Annotated in this window: 23 protein-coding genes and 1 tRNA gene; 13 read left to right on the plus strand and 11 right to left on the minus strand. The window is 74.9% G+C overall.

Annotation, left to right across the window (positions count from 1 at the left end):
• Positions 1–36: 36 nt before the first annotated feature.
• The 4 genes from GA0070213_RS02265 (at position 37) to GA0070213_RS02280 (ending at position 4,781) form a co-directional block, all read left to right on the plus strand.
• Positions 37–1,308, plus strand: a complete 1,272-nt coding sequence (locus GA0070213_RS02265) for a D-alanyl-D-alanine carboxypeptidase family protein (RefSeq protein ID WP_091056207.1) — start codon at positions 37–39, stop codon at positions 1,306–1,308.
• Between the two features lie 188 nt (positions 1,309–1,496).
• Complete coding sequence (locus tag GA0070213_RS02270; RefSeq protein ID WP_091056684.1) at positions 1,497–2,666, plus strand: MGDG synthase family glycosyltransferase; 1,170 nt, start codon at positions 1,497–1,499, stop codon at positions 2,664–2,666.
• On the plus strand, positions 2,663–3,385 hold the full coding sequence (locus GA0070213_RS02275; RefSeq protein WP_091056209.1) for a polysaccharide deacetylase family protein: 723 nt from the start codon (positions 2,663–2,665) through the stop codon (positions 3,383–3,385). The genes GA0070213_RS02270 and GA0070213_RS02275 overlap by 4 nt, the downstream gene beginning before the upstream one ends.
• A gap of 97 nt (positions 3,386–3,482) precedes the next feature.
• Positions 3,483–4,781: a D-alanyl-D-alanine carboxypeptidase family protein gene (locus tag GA0070213_RS02280; RefSeq protein ID WP_091056211.1), complete on the plus strand. Its 1,299-nt coding sequence runs from the start codon at positions 3,483–3,485 to the stop codon at positions 4,779–4,781.
• 15 nt (positions 4,782–4,796) lie between these two features.
• On the opposite strand, the gene GA0070213_RS02285 is transcribed toward GA0070213_RS02280, so the two are convergent.
• A complete protein-coding gene (locus GA0070213_RS02285; RefSeq protein WP_091056214.1) occupies positions 4,797–5,822 on the minus strand; it encodes a LacI family DNA-binding transcriptional regulator in 1,026 nt (341 codons plus the stop codon).
• A 199-nt stretch (positions 5,823–6,021) separates the two neighbouring features.
• Between GA0070213_RS02285 and GA0070213_RS02290 the strand changes: the two genes are divergently transcribed.
• From GA0070213_RS02290 to GA0070213_RS02305, 4 genes are all read left to right on the plus strand, one after another.
• The gene (locus GA0070213_RS02290; RefSeq protein WP_091056216.1) at positions 6,022–6,984 is read left to right on the plus strand and encodes an acetylxylan esterase; all 963 of its coding nucleotides are present in this window, start codon (positions 6,022–6,024) and stop codon (positions 6,982–6,984) included.
• A gap of 70 nt (positions 6,985–7,054) precedes the next feature.
• Complete coding sequence (locus GA0070213_RS02295) at positions 7,055–7,864, plus strand: M15 family metallopeptidase (protein WP_217628571.1); 810 nt, start codon at positions 7,055–7,057, stop codon at positions 7,862–7,864.
• A 68-nt stretch (positions 7,865–7,932) separates the two neighbouring features.
• The gene (locus GA0070213_RS02300; RefSeq protein WP_091056218.1) at positions 7,933–8,439 is read left to right on the plus strand and encodes a DinB family protein; all 507 of its coding nucleotides are present in this window, start codon (positions 7,933–7,935) and stop codon (positions 8,437–8,439) included.
• Between the two features lie 130 nt (positions 8,440–8,569).
• Entirely contained in the window at positions 8,570–9,607 is a 1,038-nt protein-coding gene (locus GA0070213_RS02305) for a zinc-dependent alcohol dehydrogenase family protein (RefSeq protein ID WP_091056221.1), read from the plus strand.
• A gap of 55 nt (positions 9,608–9,662) precedes the next feature.
• On the opposite strand, the gene GA0070213_RS02310 is transcribed toward GA0070213_RS02305, so the two are convergent.
• Positions 9,663–10,433, minus strand: coding sequence for an alpha/beta hydrolase (locus GA0070213_RS02310; RefSeq protein WP_091056224.1), 771 nt, complete (start codon positions 10,431–10,433; stop codon positions 9,663–9,665).
• A gap of 153 nt (positions 10,434–10,586) precedes the next feature.
• On the opposite strand from GA0070213_RS02310, the gene GA0070213_RS02315 reads away from it, so the two are divergent.
• Positions 10,587–10,979, plus strand: a complete 393-nt coding sequence (locus GA0070213_RS02315; RefSeq protein WP_091056226.1) for a hypothetical protein — start codon at positions 10,587–10,589, stop codon at positions 10,977–10,979.
• A gap of 41 nt (positions 10,980–11,020) precedes the next feature.
• Entirely contained in the window at positions 11,021–12,028 is a 1,008-nt protein-coding gene (locus GA0070213_RS02320; protein WP_091056228.1) for a S66 peptidase family protein, read from the plus strand.
• A gap of 30 nt (positions 12,029–12,058) precedes the next feature.
• Here GA0070213_RS02320 and GA0070213_RS02325 read toward each other — a convergent pair whose 3' ends face one another.
• Positions 12,059–12,439: a VOC family protein gene (locus GA0070213_RS02325; protein WP_091056230.1), complete on the minus strand. Its 381-nt coding sequence runs from the start codon at positions 12,437–12,439 to the stop codon at positions 12,059–12,061.
• Positions 12,440–12,587: 148 nt separating this feature from the next.
• Between GA0070213_RS02325 and GA0070213_RS32455 the strand changes: the two genes are divergently transcribed.
• From GA0070213_RS32455 to GA0070213_RS02335, 3 genes are all read left to right on the plus strand, one after another.
• Positions 12,588–12,710 (plus strand): hypothetical protein, encoded by a 123-nt coding sequence (locus tag GA0070213_RS32455; protein ID WP_281182219.1) that lies wholly within the window; start codon positions 12,588–12,590, stop codon positions 12,708–12,710.
• 73 nt (positions 12,711–12,783) lie between these two features.
• Positions 12,784–12,856: transfer RNA gene (locus tag GA0070213_RS02330), tRNA-Glu, on the plus strand.
• A gap of 25 nt (positions 12,857–12,881) precedes the next feature.
• Entirely contained in the window at positions 12,882–14,081 is a 1,200-nt protein-coding gene (locus tag GA0070213_RS02335) for an RtcB family protein (protein ID WP_091056233.1), read from the plus strand.
• A 30-nt stretch (positions 14,082–14,111) separates the two neighbouring features.
• Here GA0070213_RS02335 and GA0070213_RS31375 read toward each other — a convergent pair whose 3' ends face one another.
• The 8 genes from GA0070213_RS31375 to GA0070213_RS02370 all read right to left on the minus strand — a co-directional run bounded on the left by GA0070213_RS31375 (position 14,112) and on the right by GA0070213_RS02370 (position 19,968).
• Positions 14,112–14,276: a hypothetical protein gene (locus GA0070213_RS31375; RefSeq protein ID WP_175441168.1), complete on the minus strand. Its 165-nt coding sequence runs from the start codon at positions 14,274–14,276 to the stop codon at positions 14,112–14,114.
• On the minus strand, positions 14,273–14,491 hold the full coding sequence (locus GA0070213_RS02340) for a helix-turn-helix domain-containing protein (RefSeq protein WP_091056236.1): 219 nt from the start codon (positions 14,489–14,491) through the stop codon (positions 14,273–14,275). The genes GA0070213_RS31375 and GA0070213_RS02340 overlap by 4 nt, the downstream gene beginning before the upstream one ends.
• Positions 14,491–14,970 (minus strand): DUF2975 domain-containing protein, encoded by a 480-nt coding sequence (locus tag GA0070213_RS02345; RefSeq protein WP_091056239.1) that lies wholly within the window; start codon positions 14,968–14,970, stop codon positions 14,491–14,493. Before GA0070213_RS02345 ends, GA0070213_RS02340 begins: the two co-directional genes overlap by 1 nt.
• Before the next feature lie 46 nt (positions 14,971–15,016).
• Complete coding sequence (locus GA0070213_RS02350; RefSeq protein WP_091056241.1) at positions 15,017–15,910, minus strand: Gmad2 immunoglobulin-like domain-containing protein; 894 nt, start codon at positions 15,908–15,910, stop codon at positions 15,017–15,019.
• Positions 15,910–17,289, minus strand: coding sequence for a sensor histidine kinase (locus GA0070213_RS02355; protein WP_091056244.1), 1,380 nt, complete (start codon positions 17,287–17,289; stop codon positions 15,910–15,912). The genes GA0070213_RS02350 and GA0070213_RS02355 overlap by 1 nt, the downstream gene beginning before the upstream one ends.
• A 7-nt stretch (positions 17,290–17,296) precedes the next feature.
• Positions 17,297–17,977 carry a response regulator transcription factor gene (locus GA0070213_RS02360; RefSeq protein WP_091056692.1) on the minus strand — a complete coding sequence of 227 codons (681 nt, stop codon included), beginning with the start codon at positions 17,975–17,977 and terminating at the stop codon, positions 17,297–17,299.
• A gap of 95 nt (positions 17,978–18,072) precedes the next feature.
• Positions 18,073–18,627: an AMIN-like domain-containing (lipo)protein gene (locus GA0070213_RS02365; protein ID WP_091056247.1), complete on the minus strand. Its 555-nt coding sequence runs from the start codon at positions 18,625–18,627 to the stop codon at positions 18,073–18,075.
• Between the two features lie 108 nt (positions 18,628–18,735).
• Positions 18,736–19,968 carry an MFS transporter gene (locus GA0070213_RS02370; protein ID WP_091056249.1) on the minus strand — a complete coding sequence of 411 codons (1,233 nt, stop codon included), beginning with the start codon at positions 19,966–19,968 and terminating at the stop codon, positions 18,736–18,738.
• Positions 19,969–20,005: the final 37 nt, after the last annotated feature.

Below are 20,005 nucleotides of genomic sequence, written 5' to 3' on the forward strand. Positions count from 1 at the left end.
TCGACCCGGACGCCGCGCTCGGTATGGTGCCTCTTCATGAGAGCCCGGGTCCTGGCCCCCGTCACCGCCGTCACGCTGCTCGTCGCCGGGGTGCCCACCCCGGCCGCCGGCGCACCGGCGGCCCCCGCGGCCCGCGCCGCCGCCGTGCCCTGCCCGCGACTGCCGGCCCCGAAGGTCACCCGGCCGCCGCGTCCCGTCCCGCCCGCGTCGGTGCCCGAACAGCAGGTGGTGGGCGGCGAGGCGCTGGCGGCGCCGGGCCTCGTCACCCCGCCCGGCGCGACCGCGCCGCCGGCGGTCACCGCCACCACCTGGCTGGTCGCCGACCTGGACAGCGGCGCCGTGCTGGGCTCCTGCGGACCCCATGTGTACGGCACGCCCGCGAGCACCCAGAAGCTGCTGCTGGCCGCCACCATGCTGGACCGCCTCGACCCGAAGCAGGTGGCCGTCGCCACCCGCGACGACCTGGACATCGAACCGGGCAGCTCGGCCGTGGGCCTGTTGGTGGGTGGCCGCTACCGGGTCGAGACGCTCTGGCTGGGGCTGCTGCTCCAGTCCGGCAACGACGCGGCCAACATGCTGGCGCGGCTGGGAGCCGGCAGCGCCCGGGCGGGGGTGGGCGAGATGAACGCGGAGGCCCGCCGGCTCGGCGCGCTGCAGACCCACGCCGTCACGCCGTCCGGCCTGGACGGTCCGGGACAGTTCACCAGCGCGTACGACCTGGCGTTGATCGCCCGGGCCTGCTTCGCCGACCCCCGCTTCGGCCGGTACGCGCTGACCGAGCGGGCCCAGATCCCGGCCCAGCCCGCGCTGAAGAAGGGCGGATTCCAGATCCAGAACGAGAACCAGCTGATCTACCGCTATCCCGGGGCGCTCGGCGGCAAGACCGGCTTCACCGAGCTGGCCCGGCACAGCTACGTCGGGGCCGCCCAACGCGGCGGACGCCGGCTGGTGGTCACGCTGCTCGGCGCCGAGGCCCGGCCGGTGCGCGGCTGGCAGCAGGGCGCGCAGCTGCTCGACTGGGGTTTCTCGCTGCCCCGGGACGCCTCGGTCGGCAAGCTGGTCGAGCCGGGCGAACTGGACGCCGTGACGGACGAGCCGCCGGGCGACGCGCCGCTGGCCGCGGCGCCCGCCGGTGGCGAGCCGAAGCCGTGGCGGGGGCCGGCGGGAACCGCGCTGCACCGGATGGCCGACGGCGACTGGCAGGTCATCGTACCGGCCGCCGGGATCCTGGCGCTCGCCGTCGGCGGCGTCGCGGCGGTGTTCGCCGCCCGCAGCCGGACCCGCCGTCGTGGTCGCCGTCGCGCCTGACCTCCGCCCGACCGCCCGCGCCCGCCGCCCCTGCGGTCGTGCGGGCGCGGCCGCGCTGCGGGCCTCCCAGACGGTACCGCCCGGTCGTGCGGGCGGCCGCGCTGCGGGCCGCCCGGTCGTGGGAGCGCGGCCGGGCCGAGCTGCTGGGCCGGCCGCGTGGACGCCGCCCGCGTGGGTATGCGCCGCCCATGGAGCACCCGGGACGGATCGTGGTGGTCTCCGCGGACATCGGCGCCGGGCACGACCGGGCCGCCGACGAGCTGGCGGCGCGACTGCGCGGCCGGGGCTTCGAGGTGGACCGGCTGAACCTCCTGCACCTGCTGCCCGGCCCGGTGCACCGGGCGGTGCGGGAGACGTACCGGGGAGTGCTGCAGCGGCTCCCCTGGAGCTACCACCTGCTCTTCCGTCTCACCAGTCGCTCCCGGACGTCGGTGCGCGCCATCCGCGTGCTGCTGCGGCCGTTCCGGGCCCGGATCCGCCGCCGCATCCCGCCGGACACCCGGGCGGTGGTGAGCACCTACCCGTTCGCCAACCAGCTCCTCGGGCCGCTGCGGCGTCGTGGGCGGCTCCGCGTGCCGGTTCTCACCTACGTGACCGATCTGGTGGTGCACCCGACCTGGCTGGCGCCCGGCGTGGACGTCTACTGCACGGTGCGCCACGCGGAGCTGCGGCGGCCCGACGGGGTCGACGTCACGCTGGTCGAGCCGTTGGTGTCGGGTGCCTTCGGCGGCGATGACAAGGTCGACCGGCGCCGGGCCCGGCAACGGTTCGGCCTGCCGCAGGACGGCGTGCTCGCCCTGATCGTGGCCGGTTCCTGGGGGGCCGGCGAGGTGGCGGCCACGGCCGCGGAGGTGCTGTCGACCGGGGTCCGGCCGGTGGTGTTCTGCGGCCGGAACCGGGCGCTGTACCGGCGGTTGAGCGGCGCCGGGCGGCACGTGCTCGGCTGGGTGGACGACATGCCGGCGCTGATGCGGGCTGTCGACGTCGTGGTCGAGAACGCCGGCGGGTTGACCTGCCAGGAGGCGCTCGCCGCCGGAGTGCCGGTGGTCACCTACCGTCCCCTTCCCGGGCACGGCAGGGCGAACGCCACCATTCTGGCCCGCTCCGGCCTCACCCGCTGGGCCGGCACGCCCGAACAGCTCGGGCCGGTACTCGCGGCCGTCGTCGGCGCGGACCCGCCGGCCGCGCCGCGGGACGGCCCGCCACCCGAGGACCCGGCCGGGCTGGTCGCCGCGGCCGCCCGCCGGGCCGCCCCCGCCGGTCCGGCCGAGCCGGAGCGCCGGCCGCTGCTCGATCCGGTCGGTGACGCGGTGGCCGTGGTCGCCGCGCTGCTGCAGTCGACCGGCGGTCTGCGGTGAGGCTCGCCGCCCTGGCCCGGGTCGCGGCGGTGGCGCTGCCGGTGGTCCAGGTGGCGCCGGCGGTGACCGCGCTGCCGGCGCTCCGCCGGCGCCTGCTGCCCGGCCTGCACGGCCTCGGGCCGCCCGACCGGGTCGCGCTGACCTTCGACGACGGTCCGGACCCGGAGTCCACGCCCCACTTCCTGGACGCGCTCGCCGCGCACCGGGTCCGGGCCACCTTCTTCGTGCTCGGCGCGATGCTGCGCCGGCATCCGGACCTGGGCCGGCGGCTGGTCGCCGACGGCCACGAGGTGGCCCTGCACGGCTGGGCGCACGACAACCTCCTGCTGCGCGGGCCGGCCGGCACCGTCCGCGACCTGACCCGGGCGTACGACGTGGTCGCGGACGTGACCGGCCGGCCGCCGCGGTTCCTGCGCCCGCCGTACGGGGTGCTGACCGGCGCGACCCTGCTGGCCGCCCGGCGGCTGCGCCTGCGCCCGGTGCTGTGGAGCTGCTGGGGGCGGGACTGGACCGCGTCGGCGACCGGGGACGGCGTCCGGCGGCGGGTACTGGCCGGGTTGCACGGCGGCGGCACGGTCCTGCTGCACGACTCCTCCGGCGCCGCCGAGCCGGGTGCCTGGCGGTCCGCGCTCGCCGCGCTGCCCGGGCTGATCGACGAGTGCCGTCGACGGGGGTGGCACGTCGGCCCGCTCGCCGCGCACGGCCTCACCGCGCGCTGACCCGAGTGGTGCGGCACCCTACCCCGCGGCACCCGTCCCGGGACGCGAATCCCGGAGCCGGCGACCCGTTCGGGTCGGCGTGGCTAGCGTGCGGGGCATGAGGACCTGGGGACCGTCCGTGGCGCTTGCCGCCGCCCTCCTGCTGCCGCTGTCGACGCCGGCGACACCCGCCGTGGCGGGGACGAGGCCCGGCGCCGCGTCCGCCCGCCGGCTCCCGGGCGCCGCGCCGCCCTGCCCGAACGTGCCGGCCCCGGTGACCCGCCCACCGCAGGCCCCGCCGGCACCCGATCCGGCCGCCCGCTCGATCGGCGGCGCCGCGCTCGACACCACCGGGCTCGTCGTGCCGCCCGCGGCGACCGCGCCGCCACCGGTGACCGCGACCTCGTGGCTGGTCGCGGACCTGGACACCGGCGCGGTGCTCGGGGGCTGCGGCCCGCACGAGTACGGCGCCCCGGCCAGCGTGCAGAAGCTGCTGCTGACCGCGACCATGCTGCCCCGGCTGGACCCGAACCGGGAGGTCACCGTGACCGCCGGTGACGTGGCGATCGAGCCGGGCAGCTCGGCGGTCGGGCTCGCCGAGGGCGGGCGCTACCGGATCGAGACGATCTGGCTGGGTCTGCTGCTGAAGTCGGGCAACGAGGCGGCCAACGCCCTGGCCCGGCTCGGTGGCGGGCCGGACGGGCTGGCCGGTGGCGTGCGGGCGATGAACGCCGAGGCCCAGCACCTCGGCGCCCGGCAGACGCACGCGGTCACGCCGTCCGGTCTGGACGGACCGGGACAGTTCACCAGCGCGTACGACCTGGCGTTGATCGCCCGCGCGTGTTTCCACGAACCGGCCTTCCGCCGCTACACCGTCACCCGGACCGCGCAGGTGCCCGCCCAGCCGGCACTGCACGAGAAGGCCTTCCAGATCCAGAACGACAACATGCTGCTGGACCACTACCCGGGTGCGATCGGCGGGAAGACCGGCTTCACCGACCTGGCCCGGCACACCTACGTGGGCGCGGCCGAGCGGGGCGGGCGTCGGCTCGTGGTGACGGTGCTCGGCGCGGAGACTCCCACCCAGCGGGGCTGGCAGCAGGGCGCGGCGCTGCTGGACTGGGGATTCGGGACGCCCCGGGACGCGACGGTCGGCCGGCTGGTGGAGCCGGGCGAGCTGGACCGCTCGGCGGCGCCCGCGACCGGTGCGGCGTCGGCCCTGGCCGGACACGCCGACCTGGGTGCCGGCGCGGCTGCCCCGGGTACCCGGCCGGGCGCCGGCCTGACGGTCGCGGTGGGCGCGGTGCTGGTGGCCGGGGGCGGGGTGCTGCTGGCCCGGCGGCGTCGGCACGCCGCGGCGACGGCCATGTCGACCGGCACCGTCCTGCGGGAGTCGAAAATTCCGGAAGAGGACTGAGAAGGACCGGTCCGGCTACCGGCCGGCGGGGCCCGCGGTGCTGTCCCGCAGCACCAACTCGGTGGCCAGTTCGATCCGCGGCGACTCGATCTCCTCGCCCTGGGCCAGGCGCAGCACGGTGCGGGCGGCGAGCCGACCCATCTCCACCAGCGGCTGGCGCACGGTGGTCAGCGGCGGGGAGGCCCACCGCGCCTCCGGCAGGTCGTCGAAGCCCACCACGGAGACGTCGTCGGCGACCCGCAGCCCACGGCGACGCACCGCCTCGTAGACCCCGAAGGCCATCTGGTCGCTGGCCGCGAAGATCGCCGTGGGCGGGTCGTCGAGGTCGAGCAGCGCGCCGCCGGCGGTGTAACCGGAGGCGTGGTAGAAGTCGCCGGGATGGACCAGGCAGTCGTCGGTGGGCACGCCGGCCGCGGCCAGCGCCGCCCGGTAACCGTCCAGCCGGGCGCGGCTGCACAGCAGGTGCGGCGGGCCGGCGACGAAGCCGATCCGCCGGTGGCCCAGCTTCAACAGGTGCTCGGTGGCGGACAGGCCGCCGGTCCAGTTGGTGGCGCCGATCGCCGGGACGTCCGTCCCGGCCACGCCGGCGTCCGGGTCGACCACGACGACCGGCACGTTGAGCCGGCGCAGCTGCGCCTGCACCGCAGGGCTCAGGTGCGACGTCACCACGATCACGCCGTCCGAGGCGCGGGCGCGCAGGTTGTGCAGCCACTGTCGGGTGGAGCTGGACTCCCGGTGCACGGCCGAGATCACCACGCCCACCCCGGCGGCGTGGCCGACGTCCTCCACCCCGCGGATGATCTCCACGGCCCAGGGGCTGTCCAGGTCGTTGAAGACCAGGTCGACCAGGTCCGCCCGGCGCACCGTACGGCTGCCGCGACGCCGGTAGCCGTGGTGGCGCAGCAGCTTCTCGACCCGCTCCCGGGTGTCCGGGGCGACGTCGGAGCGCCCGTTGAGCACCCGTGACACGGTCGGCACCGAGACACCGGCCTCCCGTGCGATCGCGGTGATGGTCACCCTGCGCTCGTCGTCCCCGCTCACCCGTGTTCCCTTCGCCGGCTGCCGGAACCGACCGGAAAACCGTTCCGCCCCACGCACATCTTGCCGTACGCCGAGGCCTTGACGACAGATCGGTGCGGTCCTAGCGTTCGGTCAAGTTACGGAAACCTTCCGGAAATACGCCGGATGCCGGTGCGGTGACGCGCGCCGGCCGGCCCACGAATCGACAGAAAGCCGAGGCGTGTTCACCGACCTGCCCGAGGCGGAACTCCGCCAGCACCGCAGCGACCTGTGCGAACCGTCCGACTTCGACGCCTTCTGGGCCGACACGCTGGCCGAGGCGCGCTCGTGCGGCGATCCGGTCGCGGCGACACCGGTGTCCACCCCGCTGGCGGGGGTGGACGTCTTCGACGTGACGTTCCCCGGGTTCGCCGGGCAGCCGGTGCGGGCCTGGCTGCGGGTTCCGCGCGGCGCTCCCGGGCCGCTGCCGACCGTCGTGCAGTACGTCGGCTACGGCGGCGGGCGCGGCCACCCGCTGGAGAACCTGCTCTGGTCCGCCGCCGGCTTCGCCCACCTCCAGATGGACACCCGCGGTCAGGGCTCCGGGTGGAGCCGCGGCGACACGCCCGACGTGGCGGCGGCCGGGCCGCAGGCGCCCGGGATGGCCACCCGCGGCGTCGACGACCCGCGCCGCTACTACTACCGGCGGTTCCTCACCGACGCGGTGCGGGCGGTCGACGCCGTTGTCGACCTGCCGGGCGTCGACCCCGGTCGGGTCGCCGTGCTCGGGCACAGCCAGGGCGGGGCCGCGGCGCTGGCCGCCGCCGCGCTGGCGCCCCGGGTCCGGGCGGCGGTGGCACACGTGCCGTTCCTCTGCGACATCCCGCGTGCCGTCACGCTCACCGACTCGGCGCCGTACCGGGAGATCCGCGACTACCTGGCCGTGCACCGCGACCGCGAGGAGCAGGTGCGGCGCACGCTCTCCTACGTCGACGGGGTCGCCTTCGCCCGGCGCGCCACCGTGCCGGCCCGCTTCTCCGTGGCGTTGATGGACGAGATCGTCCCACCGTCGACCGTCTACGCCGCCTACCACGACTACCGCGGCGAGAAGGAGTTGACGGTGTGGCGCTTCAACGGCCACGAGGCGGGCGGCATCGACGACGACGCCGCCGCGGTCGACTTCTTCCTCGCTGCGCTCGGGTAAGGAGGGGCCCCTTGTTAACAGACGTCGGTTGACAAGGGGCCCCTCCTTACCCCGTGGTAGACACGGCTGCGTGCGCAGACGTACGGCAGCGGTTGTCCTGGTCGTGGTGGTCGCGGCCGTCGCGACGGCCTGCCAGCGGCCCGCGCCGCGCCCGGCGCCGTCGCCCACCCCGACCGGGCCGCGCGCGCCGGCCGACATCGTCGACCTGGCCGCCGTCGACCCCACCGTGCGCACCGACATCCGGTACGCCTCGGCGCACAACTTCGTCGGGCGGCCGATCGACGGCTACCCCGAGCCGCTCTGCCTGCTCACCCGGCGGGCGGCCGAGGCGCTGCGTCGGGTGCAGGCCGCCGCGCTGGCCCGGGGGCGCAGCCTGAAGGTGTACGACTGCTACCGCCCGCAGCGCGCCGTGAACGAGTTCGTCGCCTGGGCGAAGCGCCCGGCGGAGCAGCAGATGAAGGCGGAGTTCTACCCGGGCCTGCCGAAGGACCGGCTCTTCGCCGACGGCTACATCGGCGCGCCCACCGCGCACAGCCGGGGCAGCACGCTCGACCTGACGCTGGTCCCGGTACCCACCCCCGCGCAGCCCGACTACACGCCCGGTGAACCCCTGCTGCCCTGCACCGACCCCGCCGGCCGCCGCTTCGCCGACGACTCGGTCGACATGGGCACCGGGTTCGACTGCTTCGACCCGCGGGCCCACACCGCCGACCCGAGGATCACCGGCGCCGCCCGGGCGAACCGTGGGCTGCTGAAGCGACTGATGACCGAGCAGGGTTTCGAGAACTACCCGCGCGAGTGGTGGCACTACCGGTACGTGGACGAGCCCTACCCGGACACCTGGTTCGACTTCCCGGTGACCCGCTCCTCGCTGCGGTAATACCGTTGCTCCATGATCCATGACCGCTAGGCTCCCGGTGTCCGCACACCTGCCCGGAAGGATGTCCCGTGGAGACCGAACGGATCGGCCCGCCACTGCTGGCCGGCGAACGGGAGACGCTGCGCGCGTTCCTCGACTTCCACCGGGCCACCCTGGCCCTCAAGTGCGAGGGGCTGACCGACGAGCAGTTGCGCCGGGCCGCCTCGCCGCCGTCGACGCTGTCCCTGCTCGGCCTGGTCCGGCACATGGCCGAGGTGGAACGCACCTGGTTCCGCCGCGTCATCGCCGCCGAGGACGTGCCGCTGGTCTGGTCGGACAGCGGCGACTTCCAGGTGGCGTACGACGCACGCGAGGCCGACCGCGCGGAGGCGTTCGAGGCGTGGCGGCGGGAGGTCGAGCACGCCCGCCGGATCGAGCGGGAGGCCGAGTCGCTCGACGTGACCGGCCACCAGGCCCGCTGGGGCGAGGACGTCTCGCTGCGCCTGGTGATGGTGCACATGCTGCACGAGTACGCCCGGCACAACGGCCACGCCGACCTCATCCGCGAAGCCCTCGACGGCACCGTCGGCGTGTAGGGCGGGGCCCCCGCTCAACAGGTCGATCATGGAGCGCGGGACCGACGTCCCGCGCTCCGGGTCCTCCGGCCCTGCCACCCGCCACCACCGGGGAGAAGCGTGGTGGGTGACAACGGCGTGAGGAGGAGCCATGAAGGCGCTCGTGTACGGCGGGCCGGGCGAGAAGTCCTGGTCCGAGATCCCGGACCCCACCATCGCCGGCCCGCGGGACGCGATCGTCCGCGTCGACGCGGTGACCATCTGCGGCACCGACCTGCACATCCTCGGCGGCGACGTGCCTGAGGTCGAGCCGGGTCGGGTGCTCGGCCACGAGGCGGTCGGCACGGTCGTGGCGGTCGGCGAGGGCGTCGCCAACCTGACCCCGGGTGACCGGGTCCTCGCCTCCTGCATCTCCGCGTGCGGCGTCTGCCGGTACTGCCGCGACGGCGTCTACGGGCAGTGCCTCGGTGGCGGCGGGTGGATCCTCGGGCACACCGTCGACGGCGTGCAGGCCGAGTACGCCCGGATCCCGTTCGCCGACCTCTCCACGTACCGCCTGCCGGAGAGCGTCTCCGACGAGTCGGCCGTGCTGCTGGCCGACATCCTGCCCACCTCGTACGAGGTGGGCGTGCTCAACGGCGGGGTGCGGCCCGGCGACACGGTCGTGGTGGTCGGCGCCGGCCCGATCGGCCTGGCCGCGATCCAGACCGCGCGGCTCTTCTCGCCCACCCACGTGATCGCCGTCGACAAGGCGCAGAGCCGGCTCGACGCGGCCAAGCGGTTCGGCGCCGACCTGACCGTGCTCGCCGACGCCGACCCGCTCGACGCGGTCCGCGCGGTCACCGGCGGGCTCGGTGCGGACGTGGCGATCGAGGCGGTCGGCGTGCCGGCGAGCTTCGAGCTGTGCACCACGCTGGTCCGCCCCGGCGGGCGGGTCGCGAACATCGGTGTGCACGGCGCGCCGGCCACGCTGCACCTGGAGCGGCTCTGGATCCGCGACGTCACCATCACCACCGGCCTCGTCGACACCCGCACCACGCCGAAGCTGCTGGACATGCTGGTCGCCGGCCAGCTCGACACCGCGCACATGGTGACCCACCGGTACGCGCTGGAGGAGATCGTCGAGGCGTACGACGTGTTCGCCCGGCCGGCCGAGACCGGCGCGCTGAAGGTCGTGCTCACCCGCTGAGGGGGGTTAGGCGGGGCCCCCGCCCATACCGAATGCGTTAACCGGGGGCCCCGCCTCACCTCCGCAGGGGGAGCCAGGCCAGGACGGCGGCGATCTGCGCGTCCCAGTACGCCCAGTCGTGGTCGCCCGGGCCGAAGTCGACGGCGAGCGGCCGGCCGAGGCGGCGCGCGGTGTCGACGAAGCGCACGCTGTCCTCGTACAGGAAGTCCTCGGTGCCGCAGGCGACGTAGAGCGCCGGCAGGTCGTCGCCGGCCCGCTCCAGCAGCGCCACGGTGTCGTCCTCGTCCGGCGGGGGGCGGTCGCCCCAGACGGTGTGCCACACCGCCGGGTCGACCGGGCTGGACGGGTGGTCGCGTCGCCGCGCCACGTCGAGCGCCCCGGAGAGGCTGGCCGCCGCGGCGAACCGGTCGGGGTGGCGCAGCGCCCACTTCACCGCGCCGTAGCCACCCATCGACAGGCCGGCGACGAACGTGTCCTCCCGCCGGGTGGAGAGGCGGAAGAACGACCGGCACACCTCGGGCAGTTCCTCGCTGAGGAACGTCCAGTAGCGGTTGCCGTGCTCCTCGTCGCGATAGAAGCTCCGCTGCACCTGCGGCATCACCACGGCCAGCCCCAGCGGGGCGACGTAGCGTTCGATCGACGACCGCCGGGTCCACGCGGTGTCGTCGTCGGTGAGGCCGTGCAGCAGGTAGAGCACCGGCGGGTCGCCGTCGCCGGCGGCACCGGCCATGCCGATCCCGGCCGCGCCGCGGTCGGGCAGCAGCACGGTCATCGAGGTGCCCATGCCGAGCGCCTCGGAGAAGAAGTCACAGCGGATCCGCGCCATGAACCGGCAGCGTACCCGCGACCCGATGGGGGGTTGATCGACCGTTCCTATTGCCGCGGGCCACCCGGGCGGGACAGGATGGGCAGGCGTGTCGGAAACGTGTTCGTAACCTGCGCGCTGCTGGTCTCTGTCACGAGGAAGTGGGAGTCAGGCATGAGCGACGTCTCGGCGGCACTGGGTGTGCGCCTCTACCCGGATCTGGTCGAGCCCGGCGGCCTCGCTCCCGCGCTCGCGCAGACCGCGACCGCCCACCAGCTCGACGTCGGCCAGGTGACCGCTCCCGAGCAGGGCCGCAGCCGGTTCACCTGCGCGGAGCTGACCTCGAAGCGGGGCGTGGTCTGCGTCAGCCTCGGCGCCCAGGCCCGCTATTTCATGATCGATCTACGGGTCGACGGCGAGGTCGAGGCCCGGGGCGACGCCACCGACCTCCTCCAGGTCGCGCAGGTGGCCGACGCCTGGCGGGCCGGGACCACGCTCGCCGACCTCACCGCGCGCTTCCCGTTCATGGAGCAGATGAAGCGCCACCCGGTGACGCAGGCCGGGTAAAGGAGTGGCGCGTCGTCGCAGTGTGCCGTGATGCTGCGCCGATGACCGCTTCCGCGTCGCCTCCGCTGCTCCGGCCCCGCGCCCTGGCTCCGGGGGACCTCGTCGTCGTCGCGTCGCTGTCCGGGCCGTTGCACGCCGCCTACGAGCCCGACCTGGAGCAGGCGGTGGCCGTGCTGGAGCGGATGGGTTTCCGCGGACGCCGGGCGCCGTTGCTCGAGGCGGGTCGGCGCCACTGGTGGAGCGCGGCCCGGCCGGCGGAGATCGCCGCCGAGCTCAACGGCCTCCTGCGCGACCCCGAGGTGCGCGCGATCGTCGCCCACGACGGCGGCCAGACGGCCCTCGGCTACCTCGACCTGATCGACGTCGAGGCGATCGCCGCCGACCCCAAGCCGATCCTCGGCTACAGCGACATCTCGCTGCTGCACCTGGTGCTCCACGCGCGCACCGGGCTGGTCGGCTTCCACGCCGACCTGGCCACGCCCGGCCTCGGCGGTTCGTGGCAGGCCGCGCCGGCGGCGCGCCGGGCCGACCTGGAGAGGCTCTACGCGACGCTGCTGACCGCCGTCGAACCGATCGGCGCGCTGCCGACGAGCCCCGCGTGGGAGTGCTGGCGCCCCGGCCGGGTCGAGGGCCAGCTGATCGGCGGCGTACTCAACCGCGTCATGCGGGCCCAGGCGACGCGGTGGGCGCTGCCGCTCGACCGGTTCGACGGCGCGGTGCTGTTCTGGGAGGAGATGGGCGGCTACGCGTCGTGGGTGTGGAGCGACCTGCAGGTGCTGCGACACGGCGGTGTGCTGGACCGGATCGCCGGCATGGTGGTGGGCGTCCCGCACGCGATCGACGGCCTCGGGACCCCCGACGCCTCGCCGACCCTGCCCGAGATCGTGCTCGACGTCCTCGGCGATCGGGACATCCCGGTGCTGGGCAACGTCGAGTTCGGCCACGCCGGCCCGAACCTGCCGATGCCGGTCGGCATCCGGGTCGCCCTGGACGCGGAGCGACGCACGCTCGCTCTGCTCGAACCGGCGGTCCGGGCCGCTCACCGTTGACCGGAGCGCCGGGTGGGGCCGATCGCCGGCCTACGCGGTGTCCGGGCGCTCGGCGTCGCTGCGTACCACACAGAACTCGTTGCCCTCCGGATCCGCCATCACCACCCAGCCGCTGCCGTCCGGATGACGCCTGTCGTCGACGATGGCGGCACCGAGGGCCCCGACCCGCTCGACCTCCTGATCGCGTGGCCCGTCGGGCTGCAGGCAGATGTGCACTCGGTTCTTGACGCTCTTGCGCTCCGGCACCCGCTGGAAGTAGAGCCTGCCGCCGCCGGGCGGCTCGATGGCCACCTCCTCGTCGTCGGGCTGGAACCCGGGGTCGACCGGGCACTCGAAGACCTCGGCCCAGAAGTGCGCCAGTTCGTACGGGTCGGCGCAGTCGAATGCGATGTTGCGGATGACGGTCCCCATCCGGCCAGCTTGCGGCCTGCCCGGGACGAAGGTCAACTCGGCCCGCGGCCGGGCGCGAGAGACTGCCGCCGATATCCGGTTGTCGCCCCGGACCCGGCCGCCGTACCGTGAGCGGGCAACACCGAAACGATCCACTGGGGAGCACACCGTGTCGCAGCAGAATCGCACCCGCGTCGAGCGGTCCGTGCCGCGCGCCGGTGCCCTGCTGCCCGAGTCGGGCTGCGGTGGCTACCGGGAGCAGCGGTGGCAATCAGGGTGGTGGCGCGTCTAGCGCCGACGCGACGATCTCGCGCGAACCGCCCGCCCCAGACCGGAGCCGGGCGGTTTTTTCGTCCGCCCGTCACGGGCCGTTGGAGCAATTGGCAGCTCACCCGGTTCTCACCCGGGAGGCTACGGGTTCGAGTCCCGTACGGCCTACACCCCCACGAACGAGGAGACGACGATGGGTTTCACCCCGCTGGCCGGTACCCGGGCGCCGGTCCGGGTCTGGACCGACCCGTACACGATCGAGGCGCAGGCGGCCCGGCAGCTGCGCAACATCGGCGCGCTGCCCTGGGTCCAGGGTGTCGCGGTGATGCCGGACGTGCACTTCGGCAAGGGCGCGACCGTCGGCTCGGTGATCGCCATGCGGCAGGCCGTGTCGCCGGCCGCGGTCGGCGTCGACATCGGCTGCGGCATGTCCGCGGTGCGGACCTCGCTCACCGCCGCCGACCTGCCCGACGACCTGGGGCCGCTGCGTTCGGCGATCGAGGCGGCCATCCCGGTCGGCTTCGCGATGCGCGACGACGCGGTCGACCCGCGCCGGGTACGCGGGCTGGAGCAGGCCGGCTGGGACGAGTTCTGGCGGCGGTTCGGCACGCTCGACCGGAGGGTGGCGCAGCTGGAGACGCGGGCGCAGCGGCAGCTCGGCACGCTCGGCGGCGGCAACCACTTCATCGAGGTCTGCCTTGAGCAGGGTGGCCCGGACGACGGGCGGGTCTGGTTGATGCTGCACTCCGGTTCCCGCAACATCGGCAAGGAGTTGGCGGAGCGGCACATGGCGGTGGCGCGCGGCCTGCCGCACAACACCGGCCTGCCCGACCGTGATCTCGCGGTGTTCCTCGCCGGCACGCCGGAGATGGACGCCTACCGCCGGGACCTGTGGTGGGCGCAGGAGTACGCGCGGCGCAACCGGGCGGTCATGCTGGCCCTGCTCGGCCAGGTGGTCCGGGACGCGTTTCCGCAGGTCGGCTACGACGAGCCGATCTCCTGCCACCACAACTACGTGGCCGAGGAGCGCTACGACGGGGTGGACGTGCTGGTCACCCGCAAGGGCGCGATCCGGGCCGGCGCGGGCGACCTGGGCATCATCCCGGGCTCGATGGGCACCGGCTCGTACATCGTGCGCGGTCGGGGCAACGTCGACGCGTACTGCTCGGCGTCGCACGGGGCGGGTCGGCGGATGTCGCGGGGGCAGGCGAAGCGGACGTTCAGCACGGACGATCTGGCCGCGCAGACGGCCGGGGTGGAGTGCCGCAAGGACGCCGGGGTGGTCGACGAGATCCCCGGCGCCTACAAGGACATCACCGAGGTGATGGCCCAGCAGGAGGACCTGGTCGAGGTGGTCGCCCACCTCAAGCAGGTGGTCTGTGTGAAGGGCTGAGGCAGGGCCGGCGTCGAGGGGGCGCCGGCCCTACCGGGGGCGACGGGCGTGGCGCGCGACGACGGCGACCGCGCCGATGACGAGCAGAGCGGAGAGGAGTTGAAGCCCGGGGGAGTCGTCGGCCTCCCCGTACACCAGTCCGGCGACGCCGAGCGCGGCGGCGAGGACGACGACGGCGGCCAGCAGGATTCTCATCGCTCGTCCCCGTCGTCGACCCACTCCAGCAGATCGCCGGGTTGGCAGTCGAGGACCCGGCACATCGCCTCCAGGGTGCTGAACCGGACGGCCTTGGCGCGGCCGTTCTTCAGCACGGCGACGTTGGCCGGGGTCAGCCCGACGCGTTCGGCGAACTCGCCGACGCTCATCTTGCGCCGGGCCAGCTCGACGTCGATGCGCACGACGATGGGCATCAGATCACCGCTTCCATGTCGGTGCGCAGCGTGGTGGCCTGCCGCAGCAGCGCGCGCATCACGACCATCAGCAGCCCCAGCACGCTGACCCCGGTGCTGAGCAGGAAGAGCAGCAGCGGCAGGCCCGGGTCGTCGGCGTGAAACCCGACCCAGAGGAAGACACCGACCAGGCTCGCCCAGCCGGCGGCGATCGCCCAGACGATGCCGTCGACCCAGGCCAGGGACGCCTCGGTGAAGATCCGATCGTGTTTGACCAGAGTGAGGAGTTGCCAGGTGCAAACGATCACCACCTGCACGCAGAGTACCCAGAACACCGTGACCGCGGTAGCCGGCCACCGGAGATACGCGTCGTCCGGGTTCTCCCGGGCCATGTGCGCGAACTGCCCGGGCAGCGACATCGTCTGGAACAGCACCAGGATCCCGAACAGGAGGACGAGGAAGGCGCGGAGTGCGGTCACCGCGCGCTCGGTAGTCAACATATATCGACTATCGCGCGCAACCTATCGAAAGTCAATCGACCCGCTGTCATCCGGTTGACGCCAGCGTGACCGGGACGCGCACCACGTCAACCCGGGAACCGTCCCGCGCCGACACCTGGAACACCTCCACCACGCCGGCTCCGGCCGCCGCACGCCGGTAGCGGACCGCCATCCGGTACGTGCCGCGGCAGCCGGAGCCGCACGAGGCCGTGGTGAAACCGGTGCCGACCTCCCGTCCTGCCGCGTCCAGCACCCGCACGCTGACGGTGGCCTCGAAGACGTCGGCGCTCCCGGTGACGGTGACCGGGCTGGCCACCCGGTCGCCGGCCACCGGGGCGGTCACCACGATCGGGGGCAGCAGGTCGACGTAGTCGTCCCGGCCGGTCGCCGTGCCGGCCGGGGCGAAGGCGACCCGCCGGACGGTGGGGAACTGGGTGAGCGTCCAGACCACCTGGGCCCGTCGCGTCCGGACGACGACGGCCCCACCGGCGTCGAACCCGGGTGGCGGAACCACTGTCGCGACGCCGCCGGCGATGCGGGTCACCTCCGCGCCGGCCGGCACCAGGGTGGTCAGGCCGTCGACGCGCTCCGCCGGGGACGGGCCGGCGGCCAGTTCGGCGAGCGCCAGGCGGGACGTGGCGACGGTGGCGGGAAGCGCGTGCCGGGTGGGCGCGAGCCGGCCGGCCCGGACGAACCAGAGCTGGACGTCCCGCGTCCCGTCCGGCCCGCCGGGTGCCCGCAGCGTCGGCGTACCCGAACCGGCCGGCGGGCCGGCGCCGGGGGCGCGGGTGGCGGGCGGAGCCGGCGCGGCGGTGGTGGCCGGCGCGGTGGTGGTGGCCGACGGGGCGGCCGGCGCCGGCCCGAGGGCGCCGGTGCGCGGCGGGGCACAACCGGCGGCGACCAGCAGCAGCGCGACGAGGGGTGGGATCAGGCGTCGCATCAGGTGTCCCCGGTGGCATCGATCGGCAGGGTGAGACGGAACCGGGTACCGTGCCCCACCTCGCTGGTCACGTCGAGCCGGCCGCCGAGCAGCCGGGCGTTCTCCCGGGCGATGGCCAGCCCGAGCCCGCTGCCGGGTCCGGTGCGGGCCGGGTCGACCTTGTAGAAGCGCTCGAAGATGTGGGCCAGGTGCTCGGCGGGGATGCCCGGGCCGTGGTCGGCCACCTCGACCACCAGTTCGGCACCGGCGCGCCGGACCTCGACGCCGAGCCGGCCCCCGCCGTGGGTGATCCCGTTGCCCACCAGGTTCGTCAGGATCCGCTCCAGCCGGCGTGGATCGGTCACCACCGGCGGCACGTCCACCGCCACCCCGACCCGGGCGCCCGGGTCGGCGGCGGTGATCCGCCGCAGCAGCGCCGCGACGTCCACCGGGCGGACCGCGAGCGACTCCCGCCCCGCGTCCAGACGGGAGATCTCCAGCAGGTCCTCGACCAGCCGGCGCAGCCGGACCACGTCGGCCACGAGCAGTTCGGCCGCCGGCACCGCGCCGGCCGGCAGGGCGTCCATCTCGTCGGCCAGCAGCGAGGCCGCCGCCACCAGGGCGGTGACCGGGGTACGCAACTCGTGCGCCACGTCGGCGGTGAACCGCCGCTCCCGGGCCTGGGCCCGGGACAGCGCCTCGATCTTGACTTCCAGCGCCTCGGCCATCTCGTTGAAGGCGACGGCCCAGTCGCTGAACTCGTCGCGGCCGCGCACCGGCAGCCGGGTGCGCAGCAGCCCCTCGGCCACGGCCCGGGCGGCCCGGCTGGCCCGGCCGACGGGTTCCAGGGTGCGGCGCGCGAGGGCGTGCCCCACGGCGGCGGCGACCAGCACCACCGCCACCCAGCCCAGCACCGAGGCGGTACGGAGCTGGTCCAGCGCGTCGACGAGGTCGTCCTCGACGGTCACCACGTACAGCTCGGCGGTGGATCCGGGGATCCGGCCCCCGACGACCAGCAGGTGGGGCCGACCGGGGGTGCGCTGGAAGCCGAGCTGCCCGGCGGCGACGGTGGCCCGCAGGTCCGCCCCCGGCGTGGGCGCGTACCGGGGGTTGGAGGCCCGGGTCCGGTCGGTGACGAGCAGCACGTGCCGGCCCGACTCCTCGAAGCTGGCCAGCAGGTCGGCGCGGCGGGTCTCGGTCAGCGGCAGGAACTGGGCGGCGACCACCAGTTGGTAGCGGGCGTCGGCGGCGGCGCGTTGCAGGGAGCCGTCGAACCGGGCCTGCCGCAGCATGAGGTAGGAGCCGCCGGCCAACGTCCCGGCGGACAGGCCGGCGACCAGCACGAATGCGACGACCAGCCGGCGCCGCAGCCGGCCGGGCGCGACAGTGCCAGCCGCCACGGCGCGCTCACCCCGTCGCCAGTTTGTAGCCGGCGCCGCGCACGGTGCGGATCAGGGCCGGCGCGCGGGGGTCGTCCTCCACCTTGGCGCGCAGGCGTTGCACCGCCACGTCGACCAGCCGGGAGTCGCCGAGGTGGTCGTACCCCCAGACCCGGTGGAGCAGCAGCTCGCGGGTGAACACCTGGCCGGGACGTCGGGCCAACTCCAGCAGCAGCCGGAACTCGGTGGCCGTGAGGGTGAGCTCGCGCCCCCGGAGGCGGGCCTCGAAGCGCGCCGGGTCGATCTCCAGCGGACCGGCGGTCACGGTGGCCTCGGGCGGCGGCGCGACGGTCCGGCGGAGCACGGCGCGGACCCGGGCGACCAACTCCGGAAGGTCGAACGGCTTGCGCAGGTAGTCGTCGGCGCCGCACTCCAGGCCGACCACCACGTCGATGGTGTCGGTGCGTGCGGTGAGCATGAGGATCGGCACCCGACTGGTGCGTCGGATCTCCCGGCACACCTCGAATCCGTCCAGCCGGGGAAGCATCACGTCGAGCACGATGAGGTCGGTCGGGCCCGCTCGCCAGACGGCGAGGGCGGCCGGACCGTCGGCGGCGGTGGTCACCCGGAAACCTGCGCGGCGCAGACCGAGAGCCGACACCTCCCGGATGGAGGCGTCGTCCTCGACGACCAGCACGCGGCCCTCCACGATCACCGAGGGTAGTCCTGCGGAACCCCGGGTGGCGTGGGCGGATCGGACGGTGCCGAGGGGCCGACCGGCCCTTCGGCACCTCGCCACGTGGTTCACGCCTGCCACTGGTGGGCGACGTCGATCACGATCCGGCCGTGCGTGCCGGGGCCGCTGAGCACGAGGACGCGGAACGGCAGTTGGGCGCGGACCCCCACCGCGAAGGTGGTGTAGCCCTCGAAGCTGCCGCCGAAGACGACGTCGCGCGACGTGCGGGAACCCAGCGCGGTCCCGGCGTGCTCACCGACGCGATACGGCACGGTCGCGACGTGCCCGGCGTCGTACGCGGGCGCCCGCAGCGACACCGACAGCAGCGCCCCGCCGGCGGTGTACGGGCTCAACGCGAGGCCCTGACCCTCGGTGTACGTCTCGCCGTAGGCGACGGAGTAGCCGTTCACCGGCCCGGCGAACTCGAAGACGACCCGGTCCCAGCAGTCCTGCCGTTCGGTGGCGACGCCGACCAGCGGGGCGGCGCTCAGGGTGCCGGCCGACCTGGCCGTGCTGCCCCAGGTGATCCCGCAGTACGGCGCCGCCGCGCTCGCGCCGCTCACGCCGACGACCAGCCCGCCGAGCAGGACGACGAGCGCCAGCAGTGTTCTCCTCAGTCTCATGGTGACCTCCCGTGTGCCGGGACCCCGCTCGGGTGTCCCTGCCCCGACGGTCGACGGGCCCGGCAACAGCGCCTTCGCAGCGGCGTAACCGTCGGGTAACAGCCGGCCTCACCGTCGGGCCTCGCCGGTGACCCGCTCCCGGGCGCGGTAGAGCGGCAGCCAGGTCAGCGCGGCGCCGATCGCCCCGGCCCAGAGCGGGACGCGTGGTCCGGCGTACTGGCCCAGCAGGCCGGCGAGCCCGGCGCCGACCGCGATGGCGCCGGTCAGCAGGAACCGGAACGTGGCGTTCATCCGGCCGAGCAGCCGGTCCGGGGTCACCCGCTGCCGCAGGCTCACCCCGATCACGTTGCCGATGCCGGTCCGCCAGGCCAGGGCCAGCCAGCCGAGACCGGCCGACCACAGCCAGGGTCCGCGGTCGATCATCGCCACCAGCGCGCCGGCCGGGGCGACCAGCAGCCCGGGCAGCCACAGCGTGCGTCCGACGCCGATCCGGGCCGCCAGCGGGCGGGCGGTCATCGCGCCGAGCAGCGCACCGACCCCGCCGACGGCCAGGAAGAGGCCGAGCGCGCCGGCACCGAGCCCGAGTTCTCGCAGGAAGACCAGGGGCAGCATGGTGGTCATCAGGTTCACCGTGAGGTTGACACCGGCCAGGGAGACGGCCAGTGGACGCAGCACCCCCCGGCCCAGCACGTGCCGCACCCCCTCGCCCAACTCCCGGCCGAAGCCGCCGGTCGGCCGCGTCCCCGTGGCGGCCGCCGCGGGGCGGACCCGGGTCAGGACCACCGCGGCGAGCAGGTGGGTGACCGCGTTCAAGGCCAGCGCGAGGGGCGCGCCGAGCGCCTGCACGAACAGGCCGCCGAGCCCCCGGCCGCCGATCTGGACGGTGGCGTTGGTGGTCATCAGCAGCGAGTTCGCCGCCACCAGGCGCTCCCGGCCGATCAGCTCCGGCAGGACGCTCTGCGACGCCACGTCGCCGAAGACGGTGGCGACGCCGACGAGCAGCACCACCGCGTAGAGCTGGCCGAGCGTCAGCCCGCCCGCCCACCGGGCGAGCGGGACCGAGGCGTAGAGCGCGGCGCAGGCCAGGCCGGCGGTCACCAGCACGGTGCGACGGGGGATCCGGTCCACCCACACCCCGGCGGGCAGGCCGATCAGCAGGAACGCGGCGGTGCTCAGCACCGCGAGCAGGCCGACCTGACCGGGCGTGGCCGCCAGCACCGACACGGCCAGCACCGGTACGGCGAGCTGCCCCACCTGGAAGCCGACGCCCTCGACGAGGTTGGCCGCGTAGACGTGGCGGAACGCGCGGGGCCAGCGGGCGGGTGGGGCGGTGGTGGTCATGCCGGGAGCCTGTCCCGTGCCACCGGCGCCGGTCGAT

This window comes from Micromonospora humi (assembly GCF_900090105.1).
In the GTDB taxonomy this organism is placed as follows: Bacteria; Actinomycetota; Actinomycetes; order Mycobacteriales; family Micromonosporaceae; genus Micromonospora; species Micromonospora humi.

What these genes read in the sequence shown, in the direction of transcription:
- GA0070213_RS31375 (WP_175441168.1), bottom strand. Translation starts at nt 14,276, where the DNA reads ATGAGAATCCTGCTGGCCGCCGTCGTCGTCCTCGCCGCCGCGCTCGGC.
- GA0070213_RS02325 (WP_091056230.1), bottom strand. Translation starts at nt 12,439, where the DNA reads ATGGGGACCGTCATCCGCAACATCGCATTCGACTGCGCCGACCCGTAC.
- GA0070213_RS02350 (WP_091056241.1), bottom strand. Translation starts at nt 15,910, where the DNA reads ATGCGACGCCTGATCCCACCCCTCGTCGCGCTGCTGCTGGTCGCCGCC.
- GA0070213_RS02265 (WP_091056207.1), top strand. Translation starts at nt 37, where the DNA reads ATGAGAGCCCGGGTCCTGGCCCCCGTCACCGCCGTCACGCTGCTCGTC.
- GA0070213_RS02365 (WP_091056247.1), bottom strand. Translation starts at nt 18,627, where the DNA reads ATGAGACTGAGGAGAACACTGCTGGCGCTCGTCGTCCTGCTCGGCGGG.
- GA0070213_RS02310 (WP_091056224.1), bottom strand. Translation starts at nt 10,433, where the DNA reads ATGGCGCGGATCCGCTGTGACTTCTTCTCCGAGGCGCTCGGCATGGGC.
- GA0070213_RS02280 (WP_091056211.1), top strand. Translation starts at nt 3,483, where the DNA reads ATGAGGACCTGGGGACCGTCCGTGGCGCTTGCCGCCGCCCTCCTGCTG.
- GA0070213_RS02305 (WP_091056221.1), top strand. Translation starts at nt 8,570, where the DNA reads ATGAAGGCGCTCGTGTACGGCGGGCCGGGCGAGAAGTCCTGGTCCGAG.
- GA0070213_RS02320 (WP_091056228.1), top strand. Translation starts at nt 11,021, where the DNA reads ATGACCGCTTCCGCGTCGCCTCCGCTGCTCCGGCCCCGCGCCCTGGCT.
- GA0070213_RS02270 (WP_091056684.1), top strand. Translation starts at nt 1,497, where the DNA reads ATGGAGCACCCGGGACGGATCGTGGTGGTCTCCGCGGACATCGGCGCC.
- GA0070213_RS02345 (WP_091056239.1), bottom strand. Translation starts at nt 14,970, where the DNA reads ATGTTGACTACCGAGCGCGCGGTGACCGCACTCCGCGCCTTCCTCGTC.
- GA0070213_RS02340 (WP_091056236.1), bottom strand. Translation starts at nt 14,491, where the DNA reads ATGCCCATCGTCGTGCGCATCGACGTCGAGCTGGCCCGGCGCAAGATG.
- GA0070213_RS02335 (WP_091056233.1), top strand. Translation starts at nt 12,882, where the DNA reads ATGGGTTTCACCCCGCTGGCCGGTACCCGGGCGCCGGTCCGGGTCTGG.
- GA0070213_RS02315 (WP_091056226.1), top strand. Translation starts at nt 10,587, where the DNA reads ATGAGCGACGTCTCGGCGGCACTGGGTGTGCGCCTCTACCCGGATCTG.
- GA0070213_RS02370 (WP_091056249.1), bottom strand. Translation starts at nt 19,968, where the DNA reads ATGACCACCACCGCCCCACCCGCCCGCTGGCCCCGCGCGTTCCGCCAC.